Here is a 16,168-nt window from a genome sequence, read left to right on the forward strand (position 1 = left end):
AGCGGCGATCCGCCGGTGGCTGCGGTGTGGTCACGATCTATCAGCGAGCAACTCGTCCAGCTGCGCGAACTGTTCGGGCAGGCCTTCCGCCGAACCGGCAAGAGCTTCTTCGAGGGCTGCTGTCGTGGGGTAGAGTTCGTGCAGCGTGACCAGCGTTTTGCCGGCCTGTTCTTCGAACGTTACCGTAGTCACGGCGCCTTGATCGCTTTCCTCGTTCGTCCATACGAGGCGCTTGTTCGGCGTTACTTCTTTATACGTACCGAAGAACGCCATCGGCTGATCGAAGGCCGGATGACTGAACACAAGACGATACGTACCTCCGGCACGAACATCCATGTCGCACGAGACCAGCGACATGCCCGCGGACTTCGGCACCCACCAGAGCTTGAACAAATCGGGGTTGCTCCACGCCTCGAAGACGATGTGCGCTGAGGCATCGAACGTTCGCGTTACGACGAGTTCGTAATCGGATTTGCGTTTCACGGCGGTGCGGTTCATGGCGGCGGGGCTACCTTCTTTTACGTTGGTCATCTGCCTTCTCCTTGCTTTTCAAGTGTTCGACAAGTTTGTCCAGCGCATCGAAGCGCGCGCTCCAGAGCTGGCGGTGCTGTTCGATCCAGGCGGCCTCTTCTTCCAACCGGCGCTGTCCTAGCTTGCAGGTTCGTACGCGCCCAACCTTTTCCGTAGCCACGAGCCCTGCCTGCTCCAAAACGTTGATGTGCTTCTTCATGCCCGTGAGGGTCATGTGAAACCGTTGGGCGAGGTCGGTGATCGAGGCGTCTGAATCTCCAAGCTGCTCCAGTACGCCGCGTCGGGTGACATCGGAGAGCGCAGCGAACGTGGCGTCGAGGCGGGCTTGATAGTGAACCATGTGGTTCACTGTACGGCGCGTCTGGGTGATTTGCAAGCGGATGACTTCAAGGGCCCCGCGCTCGAAAACTTGACGCTATCACTGGTAAGAAATTAGAGTGAGCACTCACTTTATTTTTGATGCTCATGGACCCCTCCTTCGGAAATGCTTCCCGTCGCCGATTCTTGAAGCTCGGCCTGACCGGTGGCCTGCTGCTCACGGCTGCCCCGCTCGCGCGGCTGGCGGGCTTCGGAGTGCACAGTCCATCCAAGCTACCTGTCCGGTTTTCGACCCCACTCCCCATTCCACCCGTGCTGGAACCGTTCCGAGTCGACGAGACCGGCGTCCATTACGCGCTGGAGCAACGCGAGGACGTGGCCCATCTCTTTCCAGGTCAAGCGACCCGGATATGGGGCTATAACGGTTTGTTTCCCGGGCCTACCATCCGTGCCCGGCGTGGCGTTCCGGCGCATGTGCATCACACCAACCACTTGAGCACCCCAACGGTCGTGCATTTGCATGGCGGGCGCACGCCAGCCGATTCGGACGGATTCCCTAATGACTTTGTCATCCCCCGTGGCTTTTCGGCGGCTGATTTCCCTATTTGCGGCACCAGCAATCCGGACAGCCTGAAGAAGCTGCAGGATTTCGCCAGCAGCGCCACCTATACCTATCCGAACGATCAACGTGCAGCGACGCTCTGGTATCACGACCACGCGATGGGTGGCACCGGCAAAAACGTCTACATGGGTCTGGCGGGCTTTTACCTGATCGATGACGAGGAAGCGTCCGCACTGCAGTTGCCCGCCGGAGCGTTCGATGTCCCATTGATGATTTGCACCAGGCAATTCGACGATGCGGGGCAACTGGTCTATGCCGACCATGGCAAGCGCGGCGCGAGCGGCGACACGGTGCTGGTCAATGGCGCACCGTGGCCCGTGTTCCGCGTCGAACGGCGGCGCTATCGCTTCCGCCTGCTCAATGCCTGTAACGCTACCACCCTGACGCTGGCACTCAGCGAAGGCTCGATGACACTTATCGCCACCGATGGCGGCCTGGTGGAGCAACCGTTATCCCTCGACACACTGCCGCTTGCTATGGCGGAGCGCGCCGACGTAGTGATCGATTTCTCACGTTATCCGGCCGGGCAACAGGTGATGCTGCACAATCGGGAAGCACTCGGTACGCTTGGTGACATTCTGCGTTTCGAGGTGACTGAGGCCACCGGAACGGACGACTCCGCCGTGCCGGCGAAACTGACTGCCATCGCGCCGTTGACGCCGCCCAAGGGCGCTCGCGAGCGCAGCTTTGTCTTCGGTGCCAGACCCGAGTTTGTGTTGCGGGTGCCGCCTATCTATTGGTCCATCAATGGTCAGCGGTTCGATCCCGAACGAGTCGACGCCGATCCCGTACTGGGCGACGTGGAAGTGTGGCGATTCATCTATGCCAGGACGATGTTCCCTACGTCGGTCCATCCGGCCCATATTCACGCGGTCCAGTTCCAGATCCTTACTCGCAACGGTGAACCACCTGCGCCACATGAACGCGGCTGGAAAGACACCGTGCGTCTGGTTGAAGGAGACGACGTTCGGGTAGCGGTGCGTTTCGATGCTTATCCGGGGCGCTACCTGCTTCATTGCCACAACCTGGAGCACGAGGACCACGACATGATGGCGCGCTTCGACATCCGCCCCGCGGCTCAGAACCCGGTTTAATCGAGGAAACATTTATGCGGGTCATCATCATCGGTGCGGGCATCGGCGGCCTGTGCCTCGCCCAGGGTCTTCGACGTTCAGGCGTCGAGGCGGTCGTGTTCGAACGCGCCGCTTCTGCGCAGGCGCAGGTCAGAGGCTACGGCATCCATCTGGACCATCACGGCATGACAGCTCTCAAGGCTTGCCTGCCGAAGGCGATTTTTTCCGAGCTCGATCGCGCAGCGAGTTACGCGGGTACGGTCGCACGTTTTTTTGATCGACGCCTTCGTTTCCTGGCGTCCACAAGCGAACGGGCACCCGACGGAATGGGTGGTCACACCCTATCCCAGCGCCGCGGCATCGGGCGAGCATTGCTCAACCGCTTGCTGCTCTCCGATTTGCCCGATGTGCAATGGAACAAGACGTTTCAACGATATGCAGTCGGTGCAGATGGCCGGGTCACCGCGTATTTTTCAGACGGTAGCTCGGAGACCGGTGATCTCCTCGTCGGTGCCGATGGCAGCAACTCGCGCGTGCGCCAGCAGTATCTCCCCCATATCGAGCGGATGAGCGTGGGCGTCACCGCTATCGCCGGGCGCTACGTGCTCTCGCCGGAACGCAACGACACATTGCCGGCAACGCTGGTGGACGGAGCACCTAATATGCTCGTGCCCTCCTCGCCTGACTGGCTGTTCTTTTCCGCGTGGCTCACGCCGAAGGACGCTTCGAGCGACGAGCCACCAAGTAACGCCCGCGATTATGTCGTCTGGGCATACGTGGCAAATGCACGCGCACTGCCGGCCCATCTTGATGCAATGAATGACGCGGCATTACAGGAAATGGTGCTGAAGCGTACGGTAGGCTGGTCCGATCAGGTACGTACCCTCATACGGGACGCCGAGCCTGGTTCGCTATCGGTTATTCCGCTGAAAAGTATGCCGCACCTCGAACCCTGGCCCGCATCTTCAGTCACTTTGCTCGGCGATGCCATTCACAACATGACGCCTATGGCCGGCATTGGTGCAAATACAGCCTTGCGTGATGCGGCTAACCTGGTGCAATGCCTGTCGGCGGTGATTCGTGGCGAAGCATCACTGAAGGATGAGGTCGCTCGTTACGAAGAGCGCATGCGCAGCTATGCAAATCCCGCCGTATTGAAATCACTTGGTAACGCGCAACGCGCGGGCTCGGGGCATCGCTTAGGCCGCATGATATTTCGCACTTTACTGCGACTCTCCGGGAGATTGCCCTGGGTCGAGCATCGACTGTTCCACGGGGAGGATCATTGACGTTCCGCTTCGCGGGCGCGTCCGTATAGCGGAAAAGCAGCGGTTAACGTTTTGTGCGGGATGCTTTCGTTTTTTCTGCCGCCTTGGCCGTTTTCGTTTTGACAGCAGTATTTTTGCCCGATGGGCCGGCAACTTTCCTGGACATCGTCGGAGTGGCGCGATCGTGATTCACACCAAGCCCTGCGATCTGGCCGGCGACCAGGCGTTGTGCAAATGCTTTGGCGGACATGTCCGGAAAGATCGACATCCCGGTAGACCGCGTGGAGAACACCCATTGGAAACATGGCGCCATCAGCGCAAATGCTGCGAGTGAAGGATCTATTGCTGCATTGATTCGCCCAAGTGCCTGCTCGTTCTCAAGATAGTGAGCAATGGCACGAATCATGTGCTGAGGCCCTCCTTTGCGCAGGTCCACGGCTTCATGATGGCGCGCCAGAAGCTCGGCATCGGCAAACACCGAAAGAATGACCGGAAGCACATCGTCGTAGAACGTGATCACGCCACCGGCAATCTCAACAAGATTCCGCTCAACGGTCTTTGTGCCCGCTTCAGGAATAGTGAGCAGAAACTTGGGTGCTCGCTCCAGGATAACCGCCAGGACCAGATCGTCTTTACGGGCAAAATGATTAAACAGCGTGCCTTCCGCCAACCCGGCTGCTTTGGCGATGTCCTTGGTCGTCAGGCGGGCAACACCGCGCGTACGAAGCAGATCTTCCGTGGCAGCGAGGATGCGCTGCCGAGTGTTGGCGGCCATGGCGATTTCCGGTAAACCCAACGGCACGTTAGGGAGGTCCGCGTCGATCGTCAACTGTCGTTCCCAGATTCGACTAGGGGATATGCAAGTGGCCCCAAGCGTGTTGCTCGTCATTGCCGTAGCCGGCAGACTGCCCTGCACTCACGCACAGCCGTTGCCCGGTCCAAAGGAATCTCGACGTGGAATGGAGCGATCTTCGTATCTTTCTTGCCGTCGCCCGCCGGGGCTCGCTAGGGGCCGCTGCTCGTGCCATGGATCTTAGCCATCCTACTGTCGGTCGGCGGATGCGTGCGTTGGAACAGGACGTGGGTCAGCCGCTTTTCCAGCGGCACAACAACGGGGTACTCCTTACCGAAGCCGGATCCACGGTGTTTCAGCTCGCGGAAGAGATGGAGATATCCGCACTGACCATCCAGCGTCGATTGGCTGGCGAAGACAGCAGACCTGCGGGGCCGTTACGCATCTCCTCGGCAGACTGGTTTGCAACCTACGTCTTGCCACCTGTCATTGAAACGCTACTACGCGATTACCCTGGCGTGCTGCCAGAGCTCATGGTCAGTTCCCGGCGATACGATCTTTCGCGCCGAGAGGCGGACGTGGTGTTCCGGGTGGTGCCCTTCGAGGAGCCAGGCGTAGTCCAATGTCGGCTCCTGCGTGTCGCCTACGGTCTGTATGCCAGGGATGGTTCGGCGCTCCCCATTCGCGGCGATGGTAAGGAGTCGCGCCTGTTACTCATGGATACGGCAACGCATAGCTATCCGGAAGTTGAATGGCTCCGAGATATCTTGCCGAATGCACACCCGGCCGTCATTGCCAATCACCGCGCCTTGCAAGCACGGTTGTGTCAGCAAGGCATGGGGTTGGCCGTGCTGCCCCGTGTGGTTGGCGACGCGACGATCGGACTGATGCACATTGATCTGGGCGAAGCGCCGCCCTCCCGGCACATCTGGATGGGCTACCACGAGGACATGCGTGGCATGGACAGGATCCGGGCAATCGCGGATATCGCTAAACGTCTGCTCGGTAACGCCGATGATGCGGAGCCCGAACAATAGTGAAGGGGTGACGAACGTTCATGTCAGTGTGCACCTGAGCCTGTAACCGCCAGGCTAGAGCTCCCTTTGCTTCTGAGCCTTGACGATGTGCGACGACAGCCTGTCCGTGTCTCTGCCCCCCGTTCCTGAAAGCCCCCCGGCATCCGCCGAGGCAGGCTTTCATCGCTTCCATATCGGAAGGATGACAATCACGGCATTGTGTGACGGTCACTTCCCGCTATATGCCCAAGACATATTGCGCAGTGGCGAGTCACCACTCGACAAGCTCTTGATGGAAGCTCGTCTGGGCAATGTCGTGCCCAGTCATGTCAACGCGTTTCTGATTGAGGATGGCCAGCACCGCATTCTCATCGATACCGGCGCGGGCGAGCTTCAGGATGCAACGTTGGGCCGACTGGGAGCGAGCCTGATATCGGCGGGCCATCAACCAGCCGACGTCGATATCTTGCTGGTGACGCATCTTCATGCCGACCACATCGGCGGCCTGACCCGGCATGGCGAGGCGGTATTTCCGCGCGCTGTCGTCTATGTGCCGCATGAGGAGGCAGCGTTCTGGCTGGAAGCATCCGATCGCGATATTGTCGACCCCAGCGTGCGGGCGACGTTCGACCATGCTCACCGGATGCTGGCGCCTTATGTCGCTGACGGACGCTGTCGCTGGTTCGGCTCGGAGACCTCCTGGTACGGATGTCTCACGCCAGAATGGCTGCCAGGCCACACCCGTGGCCATACCGGATACCGTCTGCAAACAGGCGAACGGGATATCGTGTTCTGCGGCGACCTTTTCCACGTGGCCGCCGTACAACTTGCCGAGCCCGAGGTGACCGTCTGTTACGACAGCGAGCCGATGCAGGCGAAAGCGACAAGGCAAGCCTTTCTGGCAGAGGCCTGTCGCCGGGGAGACATCGTAGGCGCAGCTCACGCGCCGTTCCCCGGGCTCGGACATATTCACAAGAGCGCACGGGGATACGTATGGCATCCCGTGGGCTAATCCTTGCCGGTGATGCGGCAACGTTCCCTGCCACCTAGCGCGCTGCCCGCTCGCCCCGTGAGCCTCAAGTTACGTACGGATTGCTAGTGTTTTATCGCTTCTTACCCTTCTCCCGACCGGGCTTTGCGCGCGTCGGACGACTCATCATGTATTCCGGAGATTCCGGTATGGCTCGGTTTTTTTAAAACCCTAACCTATGTCCACCGCAACACACCGACCTAACCGACTCGAACTTCACTACAGGAATCTCTCTCATGAAACTCGTTCTCGCCGCTCTCATCTCCTCCGCTCTCGCCTTCGGCACCAACGCCATGGCCGCCGAAAAGCCGCCGATCGTGCTGGTCCACGGCGCATTCGAAAATGCCTCGGTCTGGGGCCATGTGACCGCCAAGCTTCAAGCCGACGGTTATAAGGTCGTAGAGGTCAATCTGCCGGGCCGCCCGGGGAATCCCGCCGCACCGGACAAAGTCAGCCTGAGCCTGTATGGCGACACTGTCGTCGGTGCGCTGACGAAGCTCAACCGTCCCGCGGTGGTCGTGGGCCACAGCTTTGGCGGTATCGTGATCGCCGACGCGGCTGAAAAGGCGCCGGCGAAGGTCAAGACGCTCGTGTTCACGGCTGCCTACTTGCCGCACGATGGCGACTCGCTGGTGTCGATGGCGAATAAAGACGCCGATGCCAAGATTGGTCCCCACCTGCAGATCAAGAAGGAACAGGGCATCGCCTCGATCGAGTACTCGGCGCGCGCGGATCTGTTCGCCAACGGCGCTCCCGAAGGCCTGCGCAAAGCAATCCCCGACTTGATCCTGGACGAGCCGCTCGCCCCGTTGGCCACGCCTGTGCACGTCACGGCTGGCAAGTTCGGCAAGGTCGACAAGGTCTATATCCATACCGCCAATGACCAGGTGATCAGCCCGTCCTTCCAGGCGCAGATGGTCGCCAGCACACCGGTGCGCCGCGAGTTCACCGTGCAGACCGGCCACACGCCGTTCCTGACGGCACCCGATGAGCTGGCCGCGGATATCGAAGCCGCCGCCACCCGTTGATACCGTCGATCCACTCGCGCGTACGGGGCGGTAAACGCATCGCCCCGTACGTGCACTCATTTTGCAGATCTCGCAGGAGTCGCTCATGTCTCACAATATTGAACACAAGCCTTTCAATGGCGTGCGTATCGAAGTTACCACCTCGACCGGTTTTGACGAGGTACTGAACCGCCTTCGTTCCCTGATGGGACGCGTCAGCACGTCGGAGATCGTGGCTCTGGCGCAAACGGACATCTCTGAAGCGGAATTCGTCCGTACCGTGCAAGAGCGGTTCGAAGGAGAAAGCGGGTTCATGCTATTTGCCGAGATCGATCACGGCGGCTGGCTATCTAAATTCCAGATCCAGCGGCGCACGGTTCGTTGGATTCTTGGCAACCCGGTGATCGCCGTCACGATGATTCGGCATGACATCACCGCTGGTCTTTTCGCGCCCGTCGAGATTCTGGTCACGGAAGCCGAGGACGGTCAGGGTACGATGGTGACGTACGTGCGTCCCTCTTCGCTGATGGTGATCGAGGAGAATCCGCCACTCCTTGCCATGGCGACGCTGCTGGATGCCAAATTCGACGCTCTCATTGCTAGCGCTACCCGTTCCTAAGCAACTAAGCGAGCCTCGAATAACCTCAGTTTTTATGTCTCGTCATTCCGGCGCAGGCCGGAATCTAGTGGCTCTGCATTCGGTTATCGCGAAAGTCTGCAAGCGTCTGCTCTATCGCGAAAACTGAAAACTGATGCCACTGGGTTCCGGCCTGCGCCGGAATGACGAGTTAGGAGAGGTTTTTTTTGAGATCCGCCGAAATCGGAAAGCGTTTGAGCAAAAATACTGCCGGGCTGATGCACGGTCAAACTGCAGTCGTCTGAATCTTCGCCTCGCTGGGCGCGTATCCGAAGTGGCTCTTAAACGCCCGGCTAAAGGCAGCATCGGAGGCGTAGCCTGTTTTGTACGCCGCCTCTGTCACCTTGAGCCCGCCACTGCGAAGCATGTCCGCAGCGATGGTCAGGCGCCACCGGGAAAGGTAACGCAGCGGCGGCTCGCCGACGGCTGCGGTAAAGCGTTCGGCAAAGATCGAACGCGACATCGCCGCTACGGAGGCAAGCATCTCGACCGTCCACCGTTTGAACGGGTCTGCGTGCATCGCTGCGAGCGCACGTCCGATCCGTTCCTCGGCCAGCCCCCCAAGCCATCCTACGCGGTTCGCTTCGCTGGCCGCCCAACTGCGCAGTGTTCGGATAACGAGCAGATCGATCAGCCGGGAGATCATCAGCGACGATCCTGGATCGGGCCGCTGCGCTTCGTCGACGAGAAAGTGCGAGATAGCCGCAAGCCATGCCGGCGCACCTGCATCTCCCTTCGGGATGTGGATCAAGGCAGGAAGCGCCGACATGACCGCAGGCAGCGGGCTGCCCTCGAAACTGAAAAAGCCACAAACCAATTGGCTTGTCGGCCCCTCCCCGCCATGGCGGAGAATGAGCTTGTCGCGATCGAAGTGATCGGGAGCAATGGCGTCAACGTTATCGATCGGCGAGCCCGCCGCATCCGTAATGGTGTGACCTTTCCCGAGCGGCAAAAGCACCAGATCGCCGGCGTTGATCCACAGAGGCGGATGCCCGGTGGGTGTCACCCAGGCTCCGCCAACCTCCACGAAACAAAAATGCGCGGGTCCCGCCGGAAAGCGCAATCCCCAGGGCTGGCTCAGACGCGTCGTGTAGACGAGGTCCCCGCGCAGCCTGATCAGGGTGAGCACCTGCGAAAGCACATCGGTACGCGCTGCGGACATTCCGAAATCGGCGGTCATGTCGGACGATCCATCATGTAAACGGGAGGCCATGATATATCTCATCGTCGGTGCTCTGACTACTATTTTCTCACGGCATTGAGCCGCTTACTCACACTAAAGAGAGGATAATCGTCATGAGCCACGCAAATTCAGTTGAAACGAACAACAACGGCAACATTGCAGAAAAGCCGGCCGTCATTCTGGTGCACGGCGCCTTCTCCGATGGCCAGGTCTGGGGCTACGTCGCCGGAAACCTTCGCGCTGCAGGTCACCCTGTCGTCACTGTCGACCTGCCCGGCCGTCCGGGCTCGCCCATGGCCGCCGACCAGGTCAGTCTCGACCTGTATCGCGATACGGTTGTCCAGGCTTTGAACAATGTTTCGGGCCCAGCGATTCTGGTGGGCCACAGCTTTGCCGGCATCGTTATCGCTGCCGCGGCCGAACAGGTACCAGAGAAGATCAAGACTCTGGTGTTTACCGCCGCCTATCTGCCGCAGGATGGTGATTCTCTGCTGTTGCTGGCCCAACAGGACCATGACGCCAAGATCGGCCAGCATCTGACGATTGATAAAGAGCGCGGGATGGCCGTGGTGGAATACGCGGCACGCGCGGAACTCTTTGCCAATGACGGCCCCGCTCCGCTGAAGGCAAAACTGCCTGATCTCATCCTTGACGAACCGGCAGCACCGCTGGTTACCCCCGTCCGCGTGACTGCCGAACGGTTTGGCCAGGTCGACAAGATCTATGTGTCCACTCAAGTGGATCAGGTCATCAGTCCCGCTTTCCAGGCCCAGATGATCTCGCGCACTCCGGTGCGAAAGGTCGTCTCGCTCCAGACCGGTCACCTGCCCTTTCTGACGAACATCGAAGGCATGGTGCAGGCGATCGAGAACGTTGCGGCCTGAAGCTTGCGCATTCGATGGAATACCGCGGCGGGATTACGCTCAAAGGGTTTCCCGCCGCGAGTTTTACTTCGAAGCATCTGCTAGCCGGCGTGCAGTCTCGTAGGCTGCGTCATGGCCCGTGTTCCAGTCTTCAAACCTGAGCGGTACGACAATATCCGGCTGCAGGCTCGTCACCCTGACTGGATAAAACCAGTTGAGCCAAAAACATTCGCGCCAGTTTTCGCAAGGGTATTGGTAGTCGTGTTTCGCCGTTTGCGGATAGACGCACACCATTAGATTCGGCAAGCAGGCTTTGTTGCCTTCAGAAAAAAAGGACAAACGGTCGCCCACTGGTTCACCAATGATGGTGACCCGGTCGCCGCCAGCGTCTTTGACGAACGCGGCAGTTGTGATGGCGGCGGAAAAAGTCTGCGAATTGGTGAGTACGAATAGGCGACCGCCTGGCGCGAGCAAGTTCGGCAGCATGTGCGTGAAGTGCCAGACGTTGGTGTAATCGCCACCATCATCGCCGCGCAAGTCGAGGATCACGGCGCAAGGCGGGTTTGCGCGAAGCGTTGCTTCCGTTGCGGCGAGAAATGGCGCAATGCGATAGCTTCCGACGTCTCCGATACTCTGCAGCCGCACCACCTTGGCGCAGCTACCCGTGGCCGGAAATATCCGGAAAGGATTCTCAAAATCCAGCCATGTTTCCGGCAGTTCGGCGGATTGGGGATGGTAAGCGCTCCAGTCTTGCTCGACGCCCTTGCTCGGTTCGGGCGACAACCAACGTCCGCTCGAAGGAATGCTGTCGCCTCTTTGCATCGAGTAAGCATCTAGCCGACGCGTCACCGTTCGACCATCGGACAGTACGACAATCCAGGTCGAAGCCTTGGCGTCGGTAGCAATGCCCAAACCGTAGAGCAAGCCCTGTACGACGATATATCTTGTGTCGTTTTCCCGACGAAAACCCTCTACGCCGCCGCGAAGCGTGTCCAGCTGAAGCAATATCTGATCGATCGGATGCCCGTCGATGCTTACCACGCGCCCGCCAAGCATCTCGCGATAGGCTGCCGCCGCCCGAGTGACGTAGAAACCTTCCGCAAAGCGCGTCACTCTTAGCGGAACGATCAGCGTGCCCTGATCGGTCGTTGCATCCATCCGAGAATGACCATTGTCGGCCAGCGCCATCACTTGCATCAGCGCTACGTGCAACATGGGTGACGGCAGCGCATTCGGCAGCGCTCGGAGAGCGGCGATACGTGCTTCCGCCGTTTTGCGTTCGTCCGGCGAAAAAGCACGATCGCGCGCTATCACTTTGGCGAAATAGTCGACATCTTGCTGCTGGGCCTCAAGTGGCGATGTCGGCGTCGAATAGCTAGCGCTTGGCGCTGCGCGATGGAAATTGAAGTGGAATGCAAGGATCAATCCGCCCCATATCACAATGAGGGCCAAGGCCACGCTTGCGAGAACGAGAACCACTCGTCGAAGGATTGCGCGCACTGATCACCCGTTTGTCCAGCCCATGACGCTCAGCAGCAGAGATAGCTTGCATCGGGAGCCTGATAAGCCAGTAGTGCCGCAAGTCACGCGAACCTCGACTAAGAGTGATTGACGAACTCATCTGGCAGATGCAGCCCTGTCCCCCTCTGGCCGGATGCGCTGCATATGTTCGTGGCACAGCTGTTCGACCAGCGCACGATGATCTGGCAGGTCGTGGAGTGCACGAGTAGCCGCCTGCTGGATCATCGCGAACTCCTGGCGCGCCGCTTCCATGTGCGGATAGGCGCTGCGCATGGATTCAAGATCGGTCCGGAACTCCATGCCGTACAGAATGTACTGCCAGCTGGCGGTCATGAACATTTCCAGGTCGCCAACGAAATCCAATCGATGTGGTGGGCGCTGCGTCCACTTCGCGAGCTTCTCTTGCAGGGTTTGCGGGATGCTGGCGACGTCGGCGTTGTCGATCCAGAACTGCGAATCACGGCGCTGGCTCAGGCAGTAGTGCATCTTGATGAAGTCGATGATGCGGTCGTAGCGTGCAACCATCATCTCGTTGAAATGACGCGCCGTACTTTCCATGGCGTCGGTGTCGCTGGGCAACAGATGCGTGAGCAGGTAGGTCGCCAGCTCGATCAGCGCGATGCCGGTGGATTCCAACGGCTCGACGAAGCCGCCGGCCAGTCCCACCGCCACGCAGTTCTTGCGCCAGTGCTCGGGGCGATATCCCGTCTCGAACTTGATGTGCATGGCCTTCAGGCCTTCGCCGGCACGGCCCAGATAACGCCGGAAGACTTCTTCGGCACGATCGTCGGTGGTGTGCCGCGATGAATACACATAGCCGGTACCACGCCGCTTCTGCAAACCGATGTCCCAGATCCAGCCGGCCTCCTGGGCGGTGGAGATGGTGTACGACGGGATCGGTGTATTGGGTGTTTCGTACGGCACCTGCATGGCCACCGCGCGATCGGCGAACAGCACGTCCGCACGGCTGCGGAAGGGTGATTGCATCACGTTGCCGATCAGCATGCCGCGCAGCCCGGTGCAGTCCACGTAGAGATCGGCGGTGAGTTCGCCCGCCTCCTTCGTCACCACACGCGCGATGGCGCCGTGTTCGTCCAGCTCCGTGCGCTCCACCGTCGCCACATGCCGAACCACGCCGAGCGCCTGCTGGCCGTGCTCGGCAAGCAGGCGCGCGAAGCAGGCGGCATCGAAGTGGAAGGCGTGATTCATCGGCCCCTGATAGTCGGCATCTCTTGCACGCTTGGGCGCGCGCGAGTGATCGGCCAGTGTGCTCTGCATCGACACAGCATCCGCGAACGGCATGCCCTCCGGTGCGGCGCCGAGCAGCCAGTACGGCAACAGCTCCGGGCCACCCGGACGCTGACTGGGTGCATTGAATGGATGAAAGAAGTGATCCGCTCCGGGCGTTCCTTGCGGCCGTACCCAGTGGCGATAGTGGATGCCCTGTTTATACGTTGCGGTGGCGCCGACCAGAAAGCGGCGCTCGTCGAGGCCGATGGCCGACAGCGTGCCGCGAATGGAGGGAAACGTGGCTTCGCCCACACCAAGCAGGCCGATATCTGGCGATTCCACCAGATGCACCTGCACGCTCCGGGGATCGACCGCGTTGACCGCTTTGGCCAGATAGCACGCCGCCAGCCAACCGGCGGTGCCGCCACCCACGATCAATACCTTCTTCAGACGCGCCATGGTGTCCCCGCCGGTACTGCATGATGAAAGAAAGAATTGCCGGCCCCGCCCCACGCGGACCCGGCAAAGAGCCGTTCAAAGGGAGGATCGGCGGCGCCCACCCAGAGCGTCGCCGGCAGAACGGCAAACCTCAGGCGGCACGTGCGTCATGGCGGCCGCCGTGCATCACCTCAGAACCACACGCCGAGTTGAACGCCATAAGTACGCGGGGCGAGATACTGCGACACGTACTGCAGCGAGCCATCGGACATCAGGAAACGGCCGGCACTGGTGCGGATCTTGTCATCGGACACGTTCTGCACGTATGCGTTGACCCACCACTTGTCGCCCGGCTCGGTGTAACGCAGCGACAGGTCGCCGCGCGTGTACGCCTTCTGCTGGTCACCCGAATCCAGGTTGAAGTAACTCAGCCACTGCGTGCTCTGGTACTGCACGCTGATGCGCGGCGTGAGGCGTCCACCGTTGGAAAGGTGAAAGTCGTGCTCGTAGATGCCGGTGAGCGACACGTTCGGCGCATGCGGCAGATCGTTGCCGGTAACGTTCATGCAATTGGCAAGGTTGGACTGCGGCGGGCATGCCGGCAGGCCCTGGTAGTCGTTGGAACCGGCGTAGATCAGCTTGCCGAGTTCCTTCTTCGGAATGGCCGAGAAGATCAGGTTGAGGCGATCGTCCTTCTGCTGATAGGCCAGCTCCGATTCGATGCCGAGCACCTTGGTGCTGCCGCCCACGTTGGAGAAGCCCAGGCCGTGGTTGCCGTCCGGATAGACGATGGGCGCGGAGAGCTGGAAGTTCTTGAAGTCTTCGTAATAGATGGCCGAGTTCCACGTCATGTGGCCATCGAGGAAGGAGAACTTGCTGCCGATTTCATAGTTGGTCAGCGTCTCGGGCTTGTACAGCGTGCCCGCGTCCTGCGTGCCACCCGACTTGTAGCCGGTGGACACGCTGGCGTAGACCATGCCGTTTTCGCCAACGTCGGTATCCAGGCGCAGCAGCCAGGTCGGCTTGCTCTTGCTGTACTTGGCGGTGTTCCGCTGCGAGATGCTGAAGCCGTTCGACGGATCCGGATACACGCCCGGAGAGATCGGCACCTGCGGAACAGTCGGGTCGTAGTCCCAACCCCAGTTGATGCCGCCCTTGTTCTCCTTGTCGTCATGCGACCAGCGCGCGCCACCCGTGAGGCGCCAGTGATCGCTGAGATGCCAGGTGGCCTGACCGAACAACGCGTACGACTCCACCGTTTCCTTCGGCTGGATAAAGGAACCCTGCCAGTTCACGGTGCCGTAGCGCGTACCGTTCATGATGGGGATGTCGAAGCGGATGTTGTTGTCTTCGTAGGCGTAGTACGCGCCGACGATCCAGTCCACGGTCTGCTGCCCGCTGGACTTCAGGTCCACTTCCTGGCTCCAGCTTTCGTAGTTGGAATAGTTGGTGCGGTCGTCCTGATAGACGCCATTGGTGGTGAAGCTGGTGGGTACGCTGACGCCGACGTCCTGGTCGAAGTCGCTCTTGCCGGAGTAACGGTTGTAGCCGGCGATATAGCTGAGCTGCATGCCATCGTTGATGTTCCAGTCGATGCGGCTGCGCACCGTCTTGGACGTACGGTCCAGGTACGGTGCGGTGTCGATCAGCGCGGACCAGAAATCCTGCCCCTGTCGCGGCGTCTGCATCAGGCTGAGGCTGGGCGTGCCGCGATCGGCGAAGTACTCGTACGACAGGTTCCACTTGAACGCATCGCTGGGCTGCCACAGCGCACTGACGCGCGCGGCGGACTGATCCTGCGCGTTGTACTTGTTGCCACCCTGCACGTACTGACTGGGATCGATCGGCTTGAAGTTGGCCAGCGTACCGCCGGAAGCGAGATACGCCTGCTGCTGTTGCGCCACGGTGGGCAGTTCGCTCGACGGATTCTGGTAATCGACGTAGCCATCGTGTTGTTCGTGCACCACGGCAACGCGCATGGCGAAGGTGTTGCTGATGGGCAGGTTGAACGCGGCGCGTGCGCCGATCAGGTTGTAGTTGCCCGCTTCAACCTGCGCATTGCCGTAGAAGCCCGCGCCGATTTCCGGTTTGGCCGTCTGGAAGCTGATGGCGCCGGCGGTGGAGTTGCGACCCCAAAGCGTGCCCTGCGGACCGCGCAGCGTTTCGACACCATCCATGTCCAGCAACAGGCCCGATGCGGCCTCGGCGCGAGGCGCATACACGCCGTCGACGAAGGTCGCGACTTCGGGATCGGCGTACTCGGTCTTGGCGCTGTCGTTGCCGATACCGCGCATGGTCAGCGTCACCACACCATGATCGCCCTCCGACGTACCTTGCAGACCTGGTACCAGTTTGGTCAGGTCCTGCACGGTCATCACGCGCTCCTTATCGAGCGTGTCCGCCGAGATCGCCGTAACTGCCACCGGCGTTTTCTGAAGCGGCGTCTCGCGCTTGGTTGCGCTAACCGAGATGGCATCCAGATTCTTTACTTTCTTGTCGGCGCCTGCCGGATTCTGGGATGACGGGTTTTGCGCTGTCGCGTCCTGATCGGCTGCAAGCAACGTACCCGGTGCAAGCACGAGTGACATGGCGACATACAACAGCTTGTGATGCAGATTCATCTGGCTCTCCCCTCTAA

The 16,168-nt window shown here is 60.3% G+C and carries 14 protein-coding genes; 7 read left to right on the forward strand and 7 right to left on the reverse strand.

Annotation, left to right across the window (positions count from 1 at the left end):
• Window positions 1-30 precede the first annotated feature (30 nt).
• Both QMG46_RS15755 and QMG46_RS15760 read right to left on the reverse strand, forming a co-directional pair.
• Window positions 31-531, reverse strand: coding sequence for an SRPBCC family protein (locus QMG46_RS15755; protein ID WP_281848785.1), 501 nt, complete (start codon window positions 529-531; stop codon window positions 31-33).
• A complete protein-coding gene (locus QMG46_RS15760; protein ID WP_281848786.1) occupies window positions 509-907 on the reverse strand; it encodes an ArsR/SmtB family transcription factor in 399 nt (132 codons plus the stop codon). Before QMG46_RS15760 ends, QMG46_RS15755 begins: the two co-directional genes overlap by 23 nt.
• 89 nt (window positions 908-996) lie before the next feature.
• Between QMG46_RS15760 and QMG46_RS15765 the strand changes: the two genes are divergently transcribed.
• Both QMG46_RS15765 and QMG46_RS15770 read left to right on the forward strand, forming a co-directional pair.
• On the forward strand, window positions 997-2,565 hold the full coding sequence (locus QMG46_RS15765) for a multicopper oxidase family protein (RefSeq protein WP_281848787.1): 1,569 nt from the start codon (window positions 997-999) through the stop codon (window positions 2,563-2,565).
• Between the two features lie 14 nt (window positions 2,566-2,579).
• Complete coding sequence (locus QMG46_RS15770) at window positions 2,580-3,833, forward strand: FAD-dependent oxidoreductase (RefSeq protein WP_281848788.1); 1,254 nt, start codon at window positions 2,580-2,582, stop codon at window positions 3,831-3,833.
• A 43-nt stretch (window positions 3,834-3,876) separates the two neighbouring features.
• Here QMG46_RS15770 and QMG46_RS15775 read toward each other — a convergent pair whose 3' ends face one another.
• The gene (locus QMG46_RS15775; RefSeq protein ID WP_281848789.1) at window positions 3,877-4,641 is read right to left on the reverse strand and encodes a TetR/AcrR family transcriptional regulator; all 765 of its coding nucleotides are present in this window, start codon (window positions 4,639-4,641) and stop codon (window positions 3,877-3,879) included.
• Between the two features lie 125 nt (window positions 4,642-4,766).
• Here QMG46_RS15775 and QMG46_RS15780 point away from each other — a divergent pair, with 125 nt between their 5' ends.
• The 4 genes from QMG46_RS15780 to QMG46_RS15795 all read left to right on the forward strand — a co-directional run bounded on the left by QMG46_RS15780 (window position 4,767) and on the right by QMG46_RS15795 (window position 8,277).
• Window positions 4,767-5,642 carry a LysR family transcriptional regulator gene (locus QMG46_RS15780; RefSeq protein ID WP_281848790.1) on the forward strand — a complete coding sequence of 292 codons (876 nt, stop codon included), beginning with the start codon at window positions 4,767-4,769 and terminating at the stop codon, window positions 5,640-5,642.
• An 85-nt stretch (window positions 5,643-5,727) separates the two neighbouring features.
• Window positions 5,728-6,633, forward strand: coding sequence for an MBL fold metallo-hydrolase (locus tag QMG46_RS15785; RefSeq protein ID WP_281848791.1), 906 nt, complete (start codon window positions 5,728-5,730; stop codon window positions 6,631-6,633).
• Window positions 6,634-6,887: 254 nt separating this feature from the next.
• Window positions 6,888-7,679: an alpha/beta fold hydrolase gene (locus QMG46_RS15790; RefSeq protein ID WP_281848792.1), complete on the forward strand. Its 792-nt coding sequence runs from the start codon at window positions 6,888-6,890 to the stop codon at window positions 7,677-7,679.
• Between the two features lie 85 nt (window positions 7,680-7,764).
• The gene (locus tag QMG46_RS15795) at window positions 7,765-8,277 is read left to right on the forward strand and encodes a DUF302 domain-containing protein (protein ID WP_281848793.1); all 513 of its coding nucleotides are present in this window, start codon (window positions 7,765-7,767) and stop codon (window positions 8,275-8,277) included.
• 244 nt (window positions 8,278-8,521) lie between these two features.
• On the opposite strand, the gene QMG46_RS15800 is transcribed toward QMG46_RS15795, so the two are convergent.
• Window positions 8,522-9,475 (reverse strand): AraC family transcriptional regulator, encoded by a 954-nt coding sequence (locus QMG46_RS15800; protein WP_281848794.1) that lies wholly within the window; start codon window positions 9,473-9,475, stop codon window positions 8,522-8,524.
• A gap of 116 nt (window positions 9,476-9,591) precedes the next feature.
• Between QMG46_RS15800 and QMG46_RS15805 the strand changes: the two genes are divergently transcribed.
• Window positions 9,592-10,362: an alpha/beta fold hydrolase gene (locus QMG46_RS15805; RefSeq protein WP_281848795.1), complete on the forward strand. Its 771-nt coding sequence runs from the start codon at window positions 9,592-9,594 to the stop codon at window positions 10,360-10,362.
• 63 nt (window positions 10,363-10,425) lie between these two features.
• Here the strand turns inward: QMG46_RS15805 and QMG46_RS15810 are convergent, their stop codons facing one another.
• The 3 genes from QMG46_RS15810 to QMG46_RS15820 all read right to left on the reverse strand — a co-directional run bounded on the left by QMG46_RS15810 (window position 10,426) and on the right by QMG46_RS15820 (window position 16,151).
• On the reverse strand, window positions 10,426-11,793 hold the full coding sequence (locus QMG46_RS15810; RefSeq protein WP_281848796.1) for a S41 family peptidase: 1,368 nt from the start codon (window positions 11,791-11,793) through the stop codon (window positions 10,426-10,428).
• A gap of 165 nt (window positions 11,794-11,958) precedes the next feature.
• A complete protein-coding gene (locus QMG46_RS15815; protein ID WP_281848797.1) occupies window positions 11,959-13,551 on the reverse strand; it encodes a tryptophan halogenase family protein in 1,593 nt (530 codons plus the stop codon).
• A 170-nt stretch (window positions 13,552-13,721) separates the two neighbouring features.
• Window positions 13,722-16,151: a TonB-dependent receptor gene (locus QMG46_RS15820; RefSeq protein WP_281848799.1), complete on the reverse strand. Its 2,430-nt coding sequence runs from the start codon at window positions 16,149-16,151 to the stop codon at window positions 13,722-13,724.
• Between the last annotated feature and the right edge of the window lie 17 nt (window positions 16,152-16,168).

This window comes from Dyella sp. GSA-30, from assembly GCF_027924605.1.
In the GTDB taxonomy this organism is placed as follows: Bacteria; Pseudomonadota; Gammaproteobacteria; order Xanthomonadales; family Rhodanobacteraceae; genus GSA-30.